Annotated in this window: 14 protein-coding genes and 3 tRNA genes; 12 read left to right on the forward strand and 5 right to left on the reverse strand. The window is 64.2% G+C overall.

The annotated features are described in order from the left end of the window. The first annotated feature begins 1 nt into the window (after position 1). The 10 genes from LH19_RS20510 (at position 2) to LH19_RS20555 (ending at position 13152) form a co-directional block, all read left to right on the forward strand. On the forward strand, positions 2 to 2137 hold the full coding sequence (locus tag LH19_RS20510) for a transglycosylase SLT domain-containing protein (RefSeq protein ID WP_082395960.1): 2136 nt from the start codon (positions 2 to 4) through the stop codon (positions 2135 to 2137). Next, on the forward strand, positions 2134 to 8238 hold the full coding sequence (locus LH19_RS20515) for a hypothetical protein (protein ID WP_054731629.1): 6105 nt from the start codon (positions 2134 to 2136) through the stop codon (positions 8236 to 8238). Before LH19_RS20510 ends, LH19_RS20515 begins: the two co-directional genes overlap by 4 nt. A 117-nt stretch (positions 8239 to 8355) precedes the next feature. Further along, entirely contained in the window at positions 8356 to 8562 is a 207-nt protein-coding gene (locus tag LH19_RS20520) for a hypothetical protein (protein WP_054731630.1), read from the forward strand. Next, positions 8559 to 8762, forward strand: coding sequence for a hypothetical protein (locus LH19_RS20525; RefSeq protein ID WP_054731631.1), 204 nt, complete (start codon positions 8559 to 8561; stop codon positions 8760 to 8762). Before LH19_RS20520 ends, LH19_RS20525 begins: the two co-directional genes overlap by 4 nt. A 60-nt stretch (positions 8763 to 8822) precedes the next feature. Continuing rightward, a complete protein-coding gene (locus LH19_RS20530) occupies positions 8823 to 10964 on the forward strand; it encodes a hypothetical protein (protein WP_145923544.1) in 2142 nt (713 codons plus the stop codon). Between the two features lies 1 nt (position 10965). Then, entirely contained in the window at positions 10966 to 11250 is a 285-nt protein-coding gene (locus LH19_RS20535; RefSeq protein WP_054731633.1) for a hypothetical protein, read from the forward strand. A 45-nt stretch (positions 11251 to 11295) separates the two neighbouring features. After that, positions 11296 to 11751: a hypothetical protein gene (locus LH19_RS20540; protein WP_054731634.1), complete on the forward strand. Its 456-nt coding sequence runs from the start codon at positions 11296 to 11298 to the stop codon at positions 11749 to 11751. Then, positions 11748 to 12455 carry an N-acetylmuramidase domain-containing protein gene (locus LH19_RS20545; RefSeq protein ID WP_054731635.1) on the forward strand — a complete coding sequence of 236 codons (708 nt, stop codon included), beginning with the start codon at positions 11748 to 11750 and terminating at the stop codon, positions 12453 to 12455. The genes LH19_RS20540 and LH19_RS20545 overlap by 4 nt, the downstream gene beginning before the upstream one ends. Then, the gene (locus LH19_RS20550) at positions 12452 to 12793 is read left to right on the forward strand and encodes a hypothetical protein (RefSeq protein WP_054731636.1); all 342 of its coding nucleotides are present in this window, start codon (positions 12452 to 12454) and stop codon (positions 12791 to 12793) included. Before LH19_RS20545 ends, LH19_RS20550 begins: the two co-directional genes overlap by 4 nt. Then, the gene (locus LH19_RS20555) at positions 12790 to 13152 is read left to right on the forward strand and encodes a hypothetical protein (RefSeq protein WP_054731637.1); all 363 of its coding nucleotides are present in this window, start codon (positions 12790 to 12792) and stop codon (positions 13150 to 13152) included. The genes LH19_RS20550 and LH19_RS20555 overlap by 4 nt, the downstream gene beginning before the upstream one ends. A gap of 258 nt (positions 13153 to 13410) precedes the next feature. Here the strand turns inward: LH19_RS20555 and LH19_RS20560 are convergent. The 5 genes from LH19_RS20560 to LH19_RS20580 form a co-directional block, all read right to left on the reverse strand. Beyond that, positions 13411 to 13484: transfer RNA gene (locus LH19_RS20560), tRNA-Gln, on the reverse strand. A gap of 1 nt (position 13485) precedes the next feature. Continuing rightward, positions 13486 to 13559: transfer RNA gene (locus tag LH19_RS20565), tRNA-Trp, on the reverse strand. 19 nt (positions 13560 to 13578) lie between these two features. Next, positions 13579 to 13654 (reverse strand) — tRNA-Pro (locus LH19_RS20570). A 104-nt stretch (positions 13655 to 13758) separates the two neighbouring features. Further along, positions 13759 to 13986, reverse strand: coding sequence for a hypothetical protein (locus LH19_RS20575; protein ID WP_054729234.1), 228 nt, complete (start codon positions 13984 to 13986; stop codon positions 13759 to 13761). Continuing rightward, entirely contained in the window at positions 13976 to 14416 is a 441-nt protein-coding gene (locus LH19_RS20580) for an HIRAN domain-containing protein (RefSeq protein WP_054729237.1), read from the reverse strand. The genes LH19_RS20575 and LH19_RS20580 overlap by 11 nt, the downstream gene beginning before the upstream one ends. A gap of 424 nt (positions 14417 to 14840) precedes the next feature. On the opposite strand from LH19_RS20580, the gene LH19_RS20585 reads away from it, so the two are divergent. Continuing rightward, positions 14841 to 15503 (forward strand): protein-L-isoaspartate O-methyltransferase family protein, encoded by a 663-nt coding sequence (locus LH19_RS20585; protein ID WP_054731638.1) that lies wholly within the window; start codon positions 14841 to 14843, stop codon positions 15501 to 15503. 34 nt (positions 15504 to 15537) lie between these two features. After that, positions 15538 to 17031, forward strand: a complete 1494-nt coding sequence (locus LH19_RS20590; RefSeq protein WP_054734013.1) for a TolC family outer membrane protein — start codon at positions 15538 to 15540, stop codon at positions 17029 to 17031. The last annotated feature ends 60 nt before the right edge of the window (positions 17032 to 17091 follow it).

Genomic DNA, 17091 nt, shown 5'->3' on the forward strand with positions numbered 1-17091 from the left:
TATGGTCACCGTCCCCGTCACCCCCGGCCGCTCCGTCCAAGTTCAGCCAATGCCGGAAGCGCGCTTCCGCTACGCGGAGTCGCGCAACTTTGTAGGGCAGGCGCTTCAACAGGGCGGCGAGAACCTTGGCCGCCTTGCTGGCCAATGGGACGAGATACAGGCCACACATGATGAGGCGGCGGTGAAGAAACTCGCCGTCGAGACATCGAGCCAAATGCGCGAGATGTTGTGGACTGGTGACGACGCCTATTTCAACAAGCAGGGTTTCGACGCGGGGAGTGCGCGCGAAGACGTGGAAAAGCGCTTCACCGAAATGCGGGACGAAGCGATGACCCGCGTCCAGAATGAGCGCCAGCGCGTCATGCTCACCAACGTCTTGGACAAGAGTATCGGTGACAATCTCGTCGATGTCGCTCGGTATGCGACCGGCCAGCTCAATGTCGAATGGCAGAAGCAGTCCGAGGCGCGGCTTGCTGGGTTTCAGCAGGACGCGGTTCAACTCTTTGCGGAGCCTGATCGATATGCCGACAACATCGCTGGCGGCCTCCTTGAAATTCAGAGCATCGCCGACCGTCAAGGGTGGAGCGAGGAGCGTGTCGAGGACGCCGAAGAGCGCTTCGTCTCGGGCGTGCACACTGCGGTCATCAATGGTCGCCTGAGCGCCGATGACATCGACGGTGCCTTGACGATCTTCGAAAAATACCGCGACGATCTGTCCTTCAACGATGCGCAGGCGATCCAGTCGAAATTGACACCGGCGATTCAGTATCGCGTCGCAGAAGAGCGAGCGCTTGTCGCGCTCGGTTCGGTTCCCACTTCCGGACCCGACGATGCGCCGACGCCGGGCGTTGCGTCGAGCCTCTATTCGCAGCTCAAAGCGATCGAGAGCAACGAGAGCGGCGGCAAGCAATTCGACAAGGCCGGAAAGCCCCTGACGTCCAGCGCGGGCGCGATCGGGGTTATGCAGGTGATGCCCGGTACCGGCCCCGAAGCTGCACGCTATGCAGGGCTGGCGTGGGATCCGAAGCGCTTTCGCGAAGACGAGGACTATAACCGCGCGCTGGGTCAGGCCTATTATAAGGAGATGCTGCGTAAATTCGGAGGCGATCCCGTGAAAGCCGCTGCGGCGTATAATGCCGGGCCCGGCAGCGCGCGGAAGGGAACGGGCGTAAATGGCGCGATGGCGCGCGCTCGGAAAGCTGGAGAGCCAGAAAATTGGATCGCATATCTCCCGGCCGAGACGCGCGACTATGTGGCGAAGTTTCAGCGTAAGACGGGCGCAGCGGCCGACGGCGGGTCGACCCCGCGGAAATGGGACTTGTCGGCGGCCTATACCTCGCTCGAAGATCGCGCAAAGCGTGAAGGATGGTCGCCCGAAGAACTGGAACGTGCTCGCCAGCGAGTCGATGAGCATGTGCGCCGTGACGAGATGCTCGACAAGCGCCGCGACGATGAAGAGTGGGATGCGGCGCTCGGGACTGTTGATGCGCTCGGCGATAATTTCACCGATGTCTCGCAGATCCCAAATTTCGACCGCCTCTCGCCCGATCGCCGCGTTCAGCTCCGAAATTCGGCGGACGCAAACCGCCGGGCCGTGCTCGCCGGCGAGGCGCCGAAGGCGAACGGCGACACGGCAATCATCTTGGGCAAGATGGCGATCGAGCAGCCCGAAGCGTTCCTGAACGTCGATTTACGCGAGTACCGCAACAAGGTCACCCCGGCCGAGTTCGATGAACTGCAGAAATCGCAATCGCGGATTAGCGCCAACCCAGCCGAAGAAAAGTCGCTGCTCGGGGTGGTGAACAGCGCCATCTCCTTCTTCTCCACGCCCGACATGAGACTGAACGGCGCTGGGAACAACGCCCTTCGCCGCAACCGCGTCGCGAACGCCATGCTGGTCTATCTGCGCAAGAACGTCGATCCGAAGCGGCTCCCGACGGACTCCGAGCGTCGCGCGGCATTCAATTGGGCGGTTGGCGAGGTTCATGGCGAAATGCGCGCCGATGATGAGGTGTTCGATGTGCCAGCCGAGTTCATCCGGTCCTACGGCGAGCGGCAGCGGCAGCTTACCGGCAAATGGCCGACGAACCGGCAGATCATGGACGCCTATGCGCGTCGGGGACAGGCGACACGATGATCATCGACAATGACGATTTTCTAGGGCCGCGACCGCGAGCCAAGCGCCGCAGCGTGCTTGACGACGAGGCGCGCCGTCTGGCGGAAGAGGATGCAGGGCAGAACCTCTCGGCCGGGCTTCTCCTGTCCGGTCCGCCGGATGTCATCGGGCAGTCGAACCGCCTATCGCGCAGCTTGGGCGTGCCATCGCCCATCGTCGACAGCGATCCGAAGGGGTTTCAGCGGCAGCAGGAAATCCAGAATTTCGTATCAACCAGTCTCCGCTTCGCTGGGCTCTCGGTTTGGGCAGGCGAGCCCCGAAACGCCGCGATCGCGGTTGACGACAGCGACAACCTCAGCGTCCTCGGCGAAGTCTGGCAGGGCATCAAGAATATCGGTTCATCGGCGAAGGCGGGCGCGCTCAATACCATCGCAGGGCTGGGCGATTTGACGGCGGGGGTGATAGAGGATGAGGTTGCGCGCACTCGCGCGAACTGGGCCAACCCGAACAGCGACATCAATCGTCTCGGCCTTGGCGACGTCGACCAGGCGATCATGTCGCCAGTCCTCGATATCCTCGAAGACTATCGGCAGTGGAACCAGCGCGAGGCGGCAGCTTATCGCGCGAGTGCCGCGGCGGCGCGGCCCGAGGTCTCGAACTGGATCGCACGCGACCTTCTGTCAGGGGTGGAGTCCATCCCCAGCACAGCGGCCTCGCTCGCGGTCGGTTTCGCCACGCGCAGCCCCACGGCCGCCACCTCCCTGATGACGCTCCCGGTCGCAGGCAACGCGTACCGTGACGCCCGAGACAAAGGGCTCGCTCCCGATCGCGCCCTCGATTACGCGATCACACAGGGCGGAATCGAGTATCTGACCGAAAAGCTGCCGGCCTCGCGCCTGTTGGGCGACATTGCCGCGAAATCGCCACTCGGGAAAAAGCTGCTCGGGCAGCTCGTGACGGAAATTCCCGGCGAACAGGCGGCGACCTTTCTGCAGGACTTGTCCGAATGGACGACGCTCAACCCTGAAAAGTCGCTCGGCGACTTCATGCGCGAGCGACCGGAGCGGGCAATTTCGACCCTGCTCGCGACCGTTGCTGGCGTCGGCGGAACCGTCGGTGCGGTGACCGCAATCGAAAAGTCGGCTGGCGCCGGGGGACGCCTCATGGCGCGCGTCAACCGCAGCCGTCAGGCGGCGGAAGAATCGGCGCTGATCGATGCCGCTGCTGAGGCCGCTGCCGCGTCAAAGGTGCGCGGACGCGATCCCGAAGCATTCCGCTCGCTGATGGAAGCGATGGCCGAGGATAGCCCGAACGATCGCATCTACATCCCGGCCGAGGATGTCGTCGCTTACATGCAGAGCGACGGCTACGACGGGTCGTTCGATCAGTGGTCCGATCAGGTCAGCGAGGCGTCGGCGCTGGGGGGCGATGTCGTCATTCCATTATCGGATGCGATGTCGTCGCTCGCCGGCACGGGCGGCTGGGCCGCGACGCGCGACAGCATGCGCCTCTCGCCGGGGGGCATCTCGGCAAAGGAGACGCAGAGCTTCGAGGAAGCGTTGGCCGATGTCGTCGCCGAGTTGGAAGACGTGGCGGAAGAGGTCCGGACTGGGCGCGAAACGCTGTTCCAGTCCATCGCCGATACGCTGATGAACGCGGGCTACACCCCGTCCATCGCTCGAACGCAAGCCGAATTGCTGACGCAGCGATACGCGACGCGACAGGAGCGCCGCGGTCGCCATGTTTCAGGTGACGAGTTTGCCGGGGTGACCGTCGCGCAGATACTCCCCGAAAAAGTGGCGCTGGCTCAAAAGGCAACCGGCCTTGATCGCGTCATCGACGCAATGAAGCGGGGCATAAAGGGTGAAAGCGCGGGCCCGTCGCTCCTTGAATTTATCGCCAAGCGCGGGGGAATCGACGATCCGGGCGGCGATCTGGCGTCTATGGGCGCAGACACTTGGCACCGGGGAAAACCGGGCACGCGCAAGCTGTTGCAGGCGACGGACAAGCGACAGGGAAAGATGCTTGCGTCCAGCGGCCCCCGCGACACGTCGCATGAGATGGTGCTGCGCGCGGCGATCGATGCGGGGTATTTCCCCGACCTCGTAACGACCGAGAACAAGATCGACAATCGCGTGCTCCTCGATGCCATCGGCGAAGAGCTGGGCGGCGCAAAACGCTATGCCAAGTCCCCCGATAACACGATCGCCGACGGGGCTGCGGAGCTTGAGCGGCTCCTGCGCGAGCGGGGTATCGATCCGGGTCAGGCCACGCGAAAGGAGATCACCGCTGCGGTCGATGCCTATGTTGCCGAACAAGACGGCGGGCGTTCGTACGATCAGGACGAGATGGACGAAAGCAAGCGCCAGCCGCGCGGTCGCATCATCTTCCCCGAATCTGGCTTCGATGGCTTCAACGCCGTAATCGAGCTTTTCCAGTCCCGCGACCTTTCGACGGTGATCCACGAAATCGGACACCTCTGGGTCGAAGAGCTTCGGTTCGATTCCTACGATCCCGATGCAGGCGACAGCATTCGCGCGGACTGGGACATCGTGGCCCAGTGGTTTGCCGACAATGGCCATCCCGTCGTGGGCGACACGATCCCGGTAGAAGCGCATGAGATGTGGGCTCGGGGCGTTGAGCGCTACCTGATGGAGGGCAAGGCGCCGGTCGAGGGGTTGGCGCGCGTCTTCGAGACCTTCAAGACATGGATGACGAACATCTATCGGTCCGTCCGCCGCCTCAACACCCCGCTCACGGACGAAGTTCGCGGCGTGATGGATCGCCTGCTCGCGACAGACGACGAGCTCGCTACCGCCTCTCGGCAGCAAGCGATTGAGCTGCTCTTCGACGACGCGGAAACAGCGGGCATGACCAAGGAGGAATTTGCGGCGCTGCAAGACCTCGCCGACACGGCCCGGCGCACCGCGAATGACGCGATGCTCGCGAAGGTGATGGCGCCGATCCGCGCGCGCGTGACTGCGGAGCATAAGGCCCGTGCCGCCGTCGTGCGTGAAGAAGTGGCGGCCGATGTCGACAACCGGGCGGTTTTCAAGGCGGTCAAGTCGCTGCGAGCAACACCGATGGATTCGGACTGGCTGCGCGATCGCATGGGCGATGACGTGATTTCGCGCCTGCCCCCGAACGTCCCCCCGCTGGTGAAGTCGGGCGGCGCCAATCCGGCCGATATTGCTGAGATGGCAGGGTTCGGAACCGCTGAGGACATGATCGATGCCCTGCTCGCGGTCGAAGTCAGCCGGAAAGAGATGCGCGAGAATGGCGACAGCCGCTCGGTGCGGACCGCACTGATTGAGCAGGAAGTCGAGCGGATTATGAACGAGCGCTACGGCGACCCGTTCACCGATGGCTCGATTGAAGACGAAGCGCTCGCGGTCATCCACAACGACGCCCAAGGCGAGGTGATGGCTGCGGAACTGCGGGTGCTCGGCCGCTCGACAGGCCGGACGGCGACCCCGTACCGCGTCGCCCGCGAATGGGCCCGCAACCGCGTCCGTTCGGGCATCGTCAACGATGTGGCAAGCCTGTCCGCGATCCAGCGTTACCAGCGTGCCGCGGCGAAGGCCGGCCGCGCCGCTATGGATGCCGCCATCGCCGGGGACCGTAATGCTGCATTCCGCGCCAAGCAGCAGCAGATGATCAACAATGCGCTGGTCTCTGAAGCGAAGGCGGCGCAGGACGATATCGAGACCGCGCTGTCGCGCCTCGGGAAGGTGGCGAAGCGCCGGACGTCGCCCTCAATCGATCAGGACTATCTTGAACGTGCGCAGGGCCTTCTCGAGCAGGTGGACCTCCGACCGCGTTCGCAGGCGAATATTCAGCGCCAGGCGCAATTCGAGGAATGGGCACGCGCACAGGAAGCCGACGGCGTTGACGTCGCCGTGCCGCCGTCTTTCGCTGCCACGCTCGGCTCGACGCATTGGTCTCGGCTGTCAGTTGACGAGTTCCTCGGGCTCGACGCTGCGGTGAAGCAGATCATTCACCTCGGCCGGTTGAAACAGACGCTTCTCGACAATGCCGAGCAGCGCGCCTTTGACGACGTGGTGAATGAAGCGCTCGATGGCATGGGCGGCCTGCCCCAGAAGCCCCCCAGCGACCTGTTCGAGCCGTCGTGGTGGGACAATGTGAAGGCAGGCGTCGCCAGCGCTGATGTCGCGCTCCTCAAGGCCGAGACCCTCGTCGACTGGCTCGATCAGGGCAATTCCAACGGGGTCTTCAACCGTATTGTCTTCAAGCCGATCGCGGACGCGCAGGACCGCGAGAACGACATGCTCGCCGATTATCAGGCGCGGCTCGGCGACATCATCGGGAAATTGTCGAAAGAGGACTTGCGCCGCTGGTCCGAACCGATCTCGACCCCGCAGCTTCGCAACCGGGAAACCGGAAACGCATGGAAGGGCGATCGGTCGCACCTGATCGCTATGGCGCTCAACGTCGGCAACGAGGGCAACCGGCAGCGTCTCGTCGACGGCTACGGTTGGTCGGAGACCGGTGTGATGGACGTGCTCACGCGTGAACTGAGCGAGTCCGACTGGCAATTCGTGCAGGACGTGTGGGATCTGGTCGAAACGCTATGGCCGGCGACCGCGGCGATGGAGCGCCGCGTCAACGGCGTGGCGCCCGACAAGGTGGAGGCTATCCCGGTCGAAACGCCATACGGCGTCCTGCGCGGTGGCTACTACCCGGCGATCTACGACAGCAAGAAGGATTACAATGCCGAGCGGCACGCCGACAAGGCGACCGATATGTTCTCGGCGAAATACACGCGCGCGACGACGCGGGCGTCATCCACTAAAGATCGCGTCGAGCGCGTCGAGCGTCCCATCCTGCTAAGCCTCGGCGTGATCAACCGGCACCTTGGCGAGGTGATCCACGACATCACACACCGCGAGGCCGTGATGCAGGCGCACAAGTTCTTGAGCGATCCGCGCGTCAAGCGCGGCATCGACGAGACGCTCGGCCGGGAATATCGCCGCGCCTTCACGCCCTGGCTGAAATATGTCGCGAACCAGTATGCGCAGGAGCGCGCTGGCAACGAGGGCATTGGCGCCTTCATGTCCAGCCTGCGCTCGAACACGACGGTTGTCGGCATGGGCTTTCGCTTTTCGACTGTCATCATGCAGGCGGCCGGCTACTCGAACAGCCTCGAATTTATAGGCGCGAAATGGGGCGCGCAGGGCGCCGCTCAGTTCGCGGCGCGTCCTGTCGAGACCTTCGATATGGTGATGGCCAAGTCTGGCGAGATGCGGCACCGCATGGACACGCTGGACCGCGACATTCGATCGACGATCGCCAAGATGGCGGGGCAGAATAACCCGCTCACCGCCGCCAAGCGCTTTGCCTTCCATGGCATCGGCTACATGGATCGAATGGTGACGATCCCGACATGGATCGGCGCGTATAACCGCGCCCTGCATGAGGGAATGACCGACGATCAGGCGGTCTATTATGCCGACAAGGCTATCCGTTCGACGCAGGGCTCCGCCTCGGCGAAAGACCTCGCCGCCGTCGCGACTGGACAGGGGCAATGGGGACAGGCGCTCAAGCTGATGACGCTCTTCTATTCCTATGTGTCGACCGTCTATCAGCGGCAACGCACGCTGGCGCGTGACGTGCGCCGCGCTGGCGCCCGAGACATTCCGCAGCTCATGGCCCGGGCGTGGTGGTTGATGGTCCTGCCGCCGCTGCTTTCGGAATTGCTCGCCGGCCGCGGTCCGGAGGAAGACGAGGATTGGGGGGCTTGGTCGTTCAAGAACATGCTGTTCCAGATGGTGGGCGCAATTCCTGTCGTGCGCGACGCGGCCCGGCCGCTCTACGACAAGCTCGCGGGGAACCGGGGGTTCGACTATCAGCTCTCGCCTATTCAGCGCTCAGTGCAGACCGTGATCAACGCGGCCGGGGCAGTGAAGGATATCGCGACCGGCGAAGAGACGACGAACGCAACGCGCACGATCATGGAGGCAACCGGCTACATCACCGGCATGGTTCCGGGCCAGATCGCGCAGTCGACGCAGTTTCTCGTTGATGTCGGCTATGGCGAGCAGGATCCTCAAACCTTCGGCGAATGGTTTGAGGGCCTGACCAAGGGTAAAATCGAAGATTGAGCGCGTCCTGATTTCGGACGCTCTTCCTCGCTCTGTTGAAATTTTAACGATGCCGAGATAGGCACTGCTCCCTCAAGACGGGGAAATACTATGCGCTATGTAATTGTCGCGAGCCTCATGCTGACCGGCCTTGGTGGCTGCGCGTCGACAGGCGCGAACGTGACTGGCAACGAGGTCGGCGTCACGGTGAACAATGTCTGGAATCGGAACGAGGCATTTCCGAAAGCCGACGAGCATTGCCGGAAATTCGGCAAGGTCGCCAAGCCTGCGGCCGGCGATGGTGAGTATGCATTCTCATTCGAGTGCGTGAAACCCGACGCTTGATTGAGCGCATCGGCTCCTTGGGGGCGGGAATCGCTCTCGTGCTTTTGGCCATCGTCACGATCGCGGCGGCCTTATCCGCGGGCTATTTCGCCGCCACCACGACGAAAAAGAATGCTGCGGGATGGGTGGCTGGCCTAGCCGTCTTCCTGCTTCTGGCCTTGGCGTTCGGGCCAAGCATGGAAGCCCTTCGGGCGATATAGACGCCCAGCCTTTTTGAGTGCCGATAGGGCGCGGTTTACCTCGGGGTCGAGGATGAACCGATGCCCGTATCAAGCGAAAATTCTGTTACCGGTCCCTACTATCCGAATGGGGTGACGACGAGCTTTGGCTTTGACTTCAAAGCCACGGCAGCGGGCGAGGTTATCGCGGTCGACCAGAGCGGCGCGCCGATCTCGGCCGCGCTCTACAGCGTCACGCTGGATAGCGATGAGGGCGGCACCCTCACCTTCAGCGTAGCGCCGCTGCTCAGCGATTATTCCGAGATATATGTCGTCGGCGATCCGGCGCTGACGCAGCCTTCGGACTTCGACAACGCAGGCCCCTCGTTCAATCCGGCCGCGTTGACCAAAGCGCTGGACCGGGCTGCGGCGCGCGATCTCAAGCAGCAGCGAGAGATTGATCGGGGCTTCAAAGTTCCATTTGGCGAATCCGGTTTCATGGTGCCGCGCGCTGACGACCGGGCGAACGCGTTCCTATCGTTTGGGCCGGACGGTAATCCGGTTATGTCGTCGGGCACCGGCGCTGACGCCGGGCTGCGCGGAGATTTGGGCGCTGCGGCCGATCCGGGCAAGGGCGCGGCACTCGTTTGGTATGTTCCTCCTGAAGCGGCGGCCATTGGGCGCCCTTCCAGTGCCAAACTGGGCGATTTCGTCGATGCGCGCGACTGGGGGGCGCGGTTCGACTGGAACGGCGTCATGGGGACCGACAATTACGGGCCGATCATGACGGCGATCGCGGTGGCGAAGTTGCGCGGCGGCCTGCCTGTCATGCTCCCCGAGGGTGTCGGCTATCTTTCGCAGGCGATCGTCAATGTCGCGAGCGCCAGCTATTATAGCCTTACTCCGGTCGTCAGCCTGGTCGGCCGTGGCGCTAACACGGTGCTGACGCGCAACATCATCACGCCCGTAGATATCACAAACGAAGCTGCCTGCCGCGCATCGGCCGCAATCGTCTGGGCTGCATCGAACGGCATTATCGACCAGTTGACGATCCGCGACAGCGGTGCGGGGATCGTGTTCACCGAGAGCCCGACTGCTCCGGTCAATCCGCCGACAACCAGCGTTACCATGGGCCGCAGCCGCGCGCTGTGGATCAAGGGCTGCGGGGTCGGCGCCATAACCTTCGCGCCGCTCAATTTCTATTATAACTGGTTCGACGCCTTCCATATCATGGAGTGCCAAATCGGCATCGCGCTCGACTGGCATCCCAATTCCCCATACGTCGGCGCGGTCGCGAACTGCAATCGCAACCGCTATTCGGGCCGCATCTCGCGCTGCTGGGTCGCGCTGTGGAACAAGGCGGGCGGGACCAATCATTTCGACATCGACATCGAGGGCTGTTCCGGCCCGACGCCGGGCACCGCGCCTTCGGGCAACCGCTATGCGATGCCATCGGGCCTGCCGGGCGGTCTCGCCGTCGCCGGGGCGGTGATCAACGGCGCGAAGTCCAATCTGAATTTCTATCGCGGCGTATACGAGAACAACGACTTCGACATCTATAACGAGGGCTTGCAGAATAGTTTCGTCGGCGATTTCGATGCGGCGAAATGCACCTTCGTCAAGGCGCCGTGGCGGTTCGTCATTCCCGAGCAGAGCATCACGACGACGGGGAATGACAGTGCCGTCACCTCACTCACCGCGACCCCGCATCTCAACACAAAGACGTATCAGGGCGTCGTCGTCCCGGCGCTGACCCATTATCAGCTTGCCGATCGCGGCCGCGAGCTGGTCTCGACCAGTTTTGGCGACAAGCATTTCATGGCGAACGGCAAAACGCATCGCCGGATAGTCGATTGCGGCGCCTTTACCAGCGGGCAGGCGAAGGTGATTGCGGTGCAGAGCGGCGTCAGCTCCGACGACTATATGTCGGACAGCGTCGGGATCCTTTCGGGGCGGCTGGTCGGCTTCGTTACCGGCGCCGGGCAGGCGATCGCCGCGAAATTCGATATCCTTTATCTGCGCGCGACCAACCGGTCGACGACGCGGGTCTTTCTGTTCAACCAGGTCAATGGACAGGCGACAGGCTCCGGTACGGGTGGATCGTCCAATCCCTTCACGCTGGCGGCGACCGCCAACGGCACCGACGCGCGCATCATCGACCTGACGGTGACCGCCCCCGCGCTCGCGTTCGATCGCGTCATCCTGTTCATCGACGAAGCGCAGGCCAAGGACAAGGACCTCTGACATGAGTGACGATATCGAAGACACCCGCCCGCTGCATGACGGCCAGACGTTCGAGGGGCTGACCATCGTCATAGACAATGGGCGGTGGCAGGATTGCACGTTCATCGACTGCAAGCTGATTGCGAAGGTGCCGCCGGCGGCGACCGGGTGCGACTGGAGCCAGAGCGATATCGTCGGATCGGGCTGGCCCGAAGAGGCCTATGACGGCGTGCGCAATATCTGGCCGCATCCGGAGCCCGTTGACGTGCCGGCGATCGTAGCCAATCCCGGCGAGCCTGAGGACTGATCGGCGTGCCCGACGGCGCCGGCAACACCGAGATGGTTCCCCACAATGAACGCTGAGCAACTGATCGGCGCCGCTCCATGGGCTGTGGCTACCTTCGCCCTGACATGGGCATGGCAGGTCTATGTGCATCGGGACGCGCGCCGCGAGCGCCGGGAGGCGAAGGCTGCGGAAGTCGAGCAGCACCGCGACGACCTGACCCTGAAGCTGATCAAGACCGCCACCGACGAAGCCGCACAGGTCCGCAAGGAAATCGAGGAAGTACGGCAGGAGAACAAGGCCCTCCGCGCGCTGGAAGAGCATTTCTACCACTTCGAGCAGGCGCTGAACCATCTCGAGGCCGTCTTGACCGCCACCGACGCCGACGCCCGCAAGGTGGCGGAGAAGAACGCCAACGCCTTCCTGACCCGCATGCGCCGCCTTCAGCAGGCCAAGGGCAACATTCAGCAGGAAGTGCAGATCATCGAAAGCGCTAGCCGCTTGGAAGGAAGGGATAAGCCGTGAACCTTCGCGACCTACAGCTATGGCTCAACGCCCACGGCGCTAGCCTTGTCACCGACGGTCTCGCCGGACCGGCAACGCGCTCGGCGATCCTCAACACCTTCGTCAACCTCGATGCGCCGGCGGTCACGCCGCAAGACATCGCGCAGATCGCCGCACGCCTCGGTGGGACGCCCCGACAGGTCGCGGCGGTCGCCAAGGTGGAAAGCGCCGGCGGAGGCTGGGACGATGCCGGGCGGCTGAAATGCCTCTATGAGCGACACTATTTCTGGAAACGGCTGCGCATCCTCATCCCGCTCCTGTCGAATCCGACGCCCGGTGGCTACACCATCGACGCTGACCGCGACGGCATCAACGATAGCTGGGAGAAGGTCGCGGACGCTGCCATGCGCTCGCCGATCGCGGCGTTCGAAAGCGCGAGCTGGGGCAAGTTCCAGATCATGGGCGCCCATGCCAGCGCGGATCCGGCGCGTCGTGACCAGGTCGTCTATCAGGGCAACGCCGTCGAGTTCGTCTGGTGGCTCACCCGGTCCGAGCGCAACCATTATGAGGCGCTCGCCCGCTTCATCGAAGTGAACGGCCTGCGCGGTGCTTTCCAGCGACTGTCGACGAATCCCGACGACTGCCGGGCTTTCGCGCGCGGATATAACGGGGGCGGCTACGAGAAGGGCTCCTATCACCGGAAACTGGCGGAGGCGATGCGATGATGATCCTCAACGCCCTCAAAGGCATCGGCGGCGAGTTCGAGCTTAACCGCCTCGTCGGAGCATTCGGCGGAATCGCCTATGTCATCGGCGCCAACGCTTTCGTGGCATGGTCGATGGCTGAGGGGCGCGAGTTCGATATCGTCGCCTATTGCGCGGCATTCCCCGCCGGCCTCGCGGTCATTGTCGGCGCGATCGCTGGCGCGGTGGCATGGAAGGATAAGGGCGTCGCGTCGGCAAAGGTGATCGAACAGACTGGGGCAGTTCCTGCCGCGCCGCCCGCTGGGCCGAAGGCGTCGACCGGCGCGCTGTCCGGGGAAGCGTCGGGAGAGGCTGGATGATCAGCATCATCGCCTATGCCCTCGCACCTCGTCTCGGCGCCCGCATGGCCACCTTCACCGCATGGGCGCTCACCATCGGCATCGCAGCCCTCGCGCTGTACCTGGCCTATTGCTGGGCATGGGATCGGGGGCGGGAACACGAACGGGCAAAGTGGGAAGCCGCCGCCGAACTGCTCGAAGACGCCGACGCCGCGGCCGATGCCGAAGCGCTGGACGTCGCCCACGATATGAAAGGACAGGTCGATGCGACCAATCAACGCGCGCGCGATGCTGCTGCCGCTTCTGATGACCCTCTCGCTGCCGGGATTGGCGAGCTGCGGCGACAGGGTGGCGGTCAAGGCGACCAAGCCGCCAAGTGAATTGCTCACGTGCTCGGGCGAGCCTGTCGCGCCGCTCCTAGAGCCATCGGACGGGAGCGCAGAGATTCAGCGTCGCCGGGATTTGGCTACGCTGGCATACATCCTCAGCCTGCGATCCGCGTGGGGAGATTGTTGGTCAAAACTATCGGGCGTTAGGGCATGGGCTGATCGGCTGCCGGATTAAAAGGTAACCGACGCTTACATTTTTGCGCTGGGGCGAAGGGGCGGGGTGGACTTCGGTCTGTCCCGCCTTTTCTCTGGATCTCGCTGGTGGGCTCGAACCACCGTTTCCGCAGCCAAAATGCGGCGTCCTACCGCTAGACGAAGCGAGAATGGCATCGGTGGTAGGAATCGAACCCACGTCTTCGGGATTGGAAGCCGCTGCTCTACCATTGAGCTACACCGACACAGGGTGCGCTGATTAGCTGGTCAGGGGAACAGGATTTGAACCTGCGGCCTCTCGGATCCAAACCGAGCGCTCTACCAACTGAGCTACCCCCTGAAAGGCGGAGGTAGCGGACGCGCTTACCCTCGCCAGCTTTCGCTGACGGGTCGCGGTCGTTGTTGGAGGCGAGCATTCATTGCCATAGCCCGCATATGGCAGAATCAGCGTTGCTGCGCAACCCGCTGCGCCACCGCCATCCCTTTCCCGGTCAGGTCCGCGAATGCGCCGCCGAACGGCTCGGTATAGCGGACGATCAGGAACATAGCGGCAATCTCGTCGTCGCCCGCGGCCCATGCCAGCGCCTTGCCCGCCCGGGCGAGCGCGAGGAGGCGGCGCTGCTGGGGCCCTGATAGCTGGTCGGCGATATAGGCGAAGTCCTCACGCGCCAAACTCAGGCCCTTCCTCGTCTGGCCACCACTCGTCGCCAGCGCCGCGCTTCCCCGGCTCTGGCGCCGCGCGCGCGCCGCGCTGGCCCGGCTCATCGCGTTCGCCAGCGGCGGGCTCGGGCAGCACCGGCGCCTCGTCGAAGCCGATCCGAATGAAGGCGCCGAAGTCGTCGGCCCCCTGAAAGATCGCCGTCACTTCGCCGCGCGTCATCATCATGCCAATGAACGGCGCGCGCTCGGCCGGGACATAGCCCATCTGCACGCCCTCGGCCGTGTGGACCGCTATAGCGTTCGGGTCGGCCGGGTTCTTCGGCTCGCGGCGCAGTTCGACCGGATCGCCCGGCCTCTGTAGGTCGACGGCGAAGCGGCGGCTCACGCCGCGCGCGTTCGGGAATTGGACGCCGACGATCGGCAGGGTGATTTGCGACGGCATCCCCGCAACATAATTTGCCGCGCGCGTTTCGCAATTGCACGCGCAACCCAGCGGAACTCCGTGGAACGAACGGACCGTGAATAGTGCGAAATAGGAGAGATTTGCGCCGGGTGTCGGTGGATTTGCAGTCCGCTGCGTCACCACTCCGCCATCGGGCCTCAAAGCGCAGAAATGCGTGGAGACAGCGCCCCTAGCCGTTTCACTTCGCGACTGCAATCCGATTGTTGGGCAAATCGGCGGCAGTTCCGCGCTTCCTATCGAACCGACGCATTCGCGGAAGGGCGATGCGGGCTTGGCGGCACCCCCATTGCCAGCTATGCGGCGTCAGCATGGGGATGCACCTGTATTACTATTGCAATACAGCACCGCTTCGGTTAGAGCTTCCCCGTAAGGATAAGACCCTTAGGAATCGGAAAACAGGCTGATGGCGACCCAATATAGCGAGATAAGCGCGGCCGACATGCGCGCGGCGATGATCGACAGCCAACTGCGTCCCAACGACGTCATCGATCCTGCCGTCATCGGCGCGATGGCCGAGGCGCCGCGCGAGGCCTATGTGCCCGCGGCGCTCGCGGGCGTCGCCTATATGGACCGCGCGATCGCGCTGGGTCAGGGCCGGGTAATCAATCCGCCGCTCGTCACCGGCCGCCTGCTCGCCGCCGCGGCGATCCGGCCGGGATCGCGCGTGCTGCTGGTCGGCAGCGCCACCGGTTATACCGCCGCGCTGCTCGCGTTGATGGATGCCGAGGTCCATGCCGTCGAGGAAGCAGCCGAGTTGATGGCAACCGCGCAGGCCACCGCCACCGACGACAATATCCGCTGGACGCAAGGCCCGCTGAATGCCGGTGCGCCCGACGCCGCGCCGTTCGACCGCATCATCGTCGAAGGCGCGATCGAGACGCTGCCCGAGGCACTCGCCGCGCAGCTTGCCGAGGGCGGGCGACTGGTCGCGGCGCGCCGCGAGGGTGCGGTGACCCGGCTCGTCCAGGGCGTCAAGACCGGCGGGACGATCGCCCTGCGCAGCTTCGCCGATATGGATGTCGCGCCGCTGCCCGGCTTTGCCGCCCCGGCGGGATTTCGCTTCTAAACGCCCCTCCCTCTTGCTTCAGGCGACGACCATAATGCACGATATCCAGATCAGACCGCCAATCCGCCGCGCGCGGCTGTTCGGCGGGCTGGCGTTCGGCGCGCTGATGCTGGCATCGCAGGCGCAGGCCGAAACGCTGCAGGGGGCGCTCGCCAAAGCCTATGAGAACAACCCGACGCTGACCGCGGCGCGCGCCGGACAGCGTGCGAACGACGAAAATGTCCCGATCCAGAAAAGCTATGGCCTGCCGAGCCTCGGCGGCCAGGTCGATTATCAGGAAAATATCGTCGTCCCGGGCAACAGCTTCACCTCGCCCGGCCGGGTGCTGAGCGCGACGGGGCAGTTTTCGGTCCCCATCTATCAGGGCGGCGCGGTGCGCAACGCCGTGAAGGCAGCAAAATTCCGCGTCGAAGCGGGCCAGGCCGACCTCCGCGCGACCGAGGCGAGCATTTTCTCGCAGGTTGTCGGCGCCTATATGGACGTGATCCGCGATCAGGCGATCGTCCAGCTCAACCAGAAGAATGTCTCGGTTCTGCGGACCAATTTGCAGGCGACGAGCGACCGCTTCGAGATCGGCGACCTCACCCGCACCGACGTCGCCCAGTCGGAAGCGCGGCTGGCGCTCGCCGAGGGCGATTTGCGCACCGCCGAGGCGAACCTGATCGCCAGCCGCGAATCCTACATCCGGCTCGTCGGCGACGCGCCGGTCGATCTCGAGAGCCCGCCGACGCTGCCGAACCTGCCGGCGAGCGCCGAGGATGCGGTGGCGATCGCGCTCAGCAGCAATCCTGACATCGAAGCGGCGAACCAGATCGTCAATGCGAATCGCGCCGACATCGGCGTTGCTCGTGCTTCACGGATGCCCAAGCTGTCGGGCACGGTCGGCGGCGGCTACAGCGACTATCTCGGTTCGCTGCGCGGCACCGACCAGACCGGCGCGCGTTTCGCCCAGACGACGACGAGCGCGCAGGCCGGCCTGTCGCTGACCGTGCCGATTTTCCAGGGCGGCCGCCCCGCGGCGCAGGTCCGTCAGGCGCAGTCGCGGACCAGCCAGGCGATCGAAAATTATGTCGAGACCGAACGCGGCGTGATCGCGCAGACGCGCGGCGCCTATGCCGCGTGGCAGGCGAACGAGCGAATCATCGCGGCGACGCAGCAGGCGGTCGGCGCCAATGCGCTGTCGCTCGAGGGTGTGCGCGCCGAAAACAGCGTCGGGACGCGCTCGATCCTCGACATTTTGAACGCCGAACAGGAATATCTGAACACCCAGGTCCAGCTCGTGTCGGCGCGGCGCAACAGCTATGTCGCTGCTTTCTCGGTGCTCGCGGCGATGGGCAAGGCCGAGGCGCGCGACCTCGGGATCGAGGGCGGCGCGCTTTACGATCCGGCGGTCAACTACGAGCGCGTGCGCGGCAAGATCTTCGACTGGGACGACGATCCGAAGCCGCAACAGCAATCGACCGACACGCGCAATATCCCCGCTGCCAATGCCGATGTTCCCGCCGGCGAACCGCTGCCCGGACAATAGGGCTTGGCAAGCGCCGCCCCTCGCCGGTATGATCATGGTTAATCGCCCTTGCCGGGCGGG

This window comes from Sphingopyxis macrogoltabida (assembly GCF_001314325.1).
GTDB classification, from domain to species: Bacteria; Pseudomonadota; Alphaproteobacteria; order Sphingomonadales; family Sphingomonadaceae; genus Sphingopyxis; species Sphingopyxis macrogoltabida.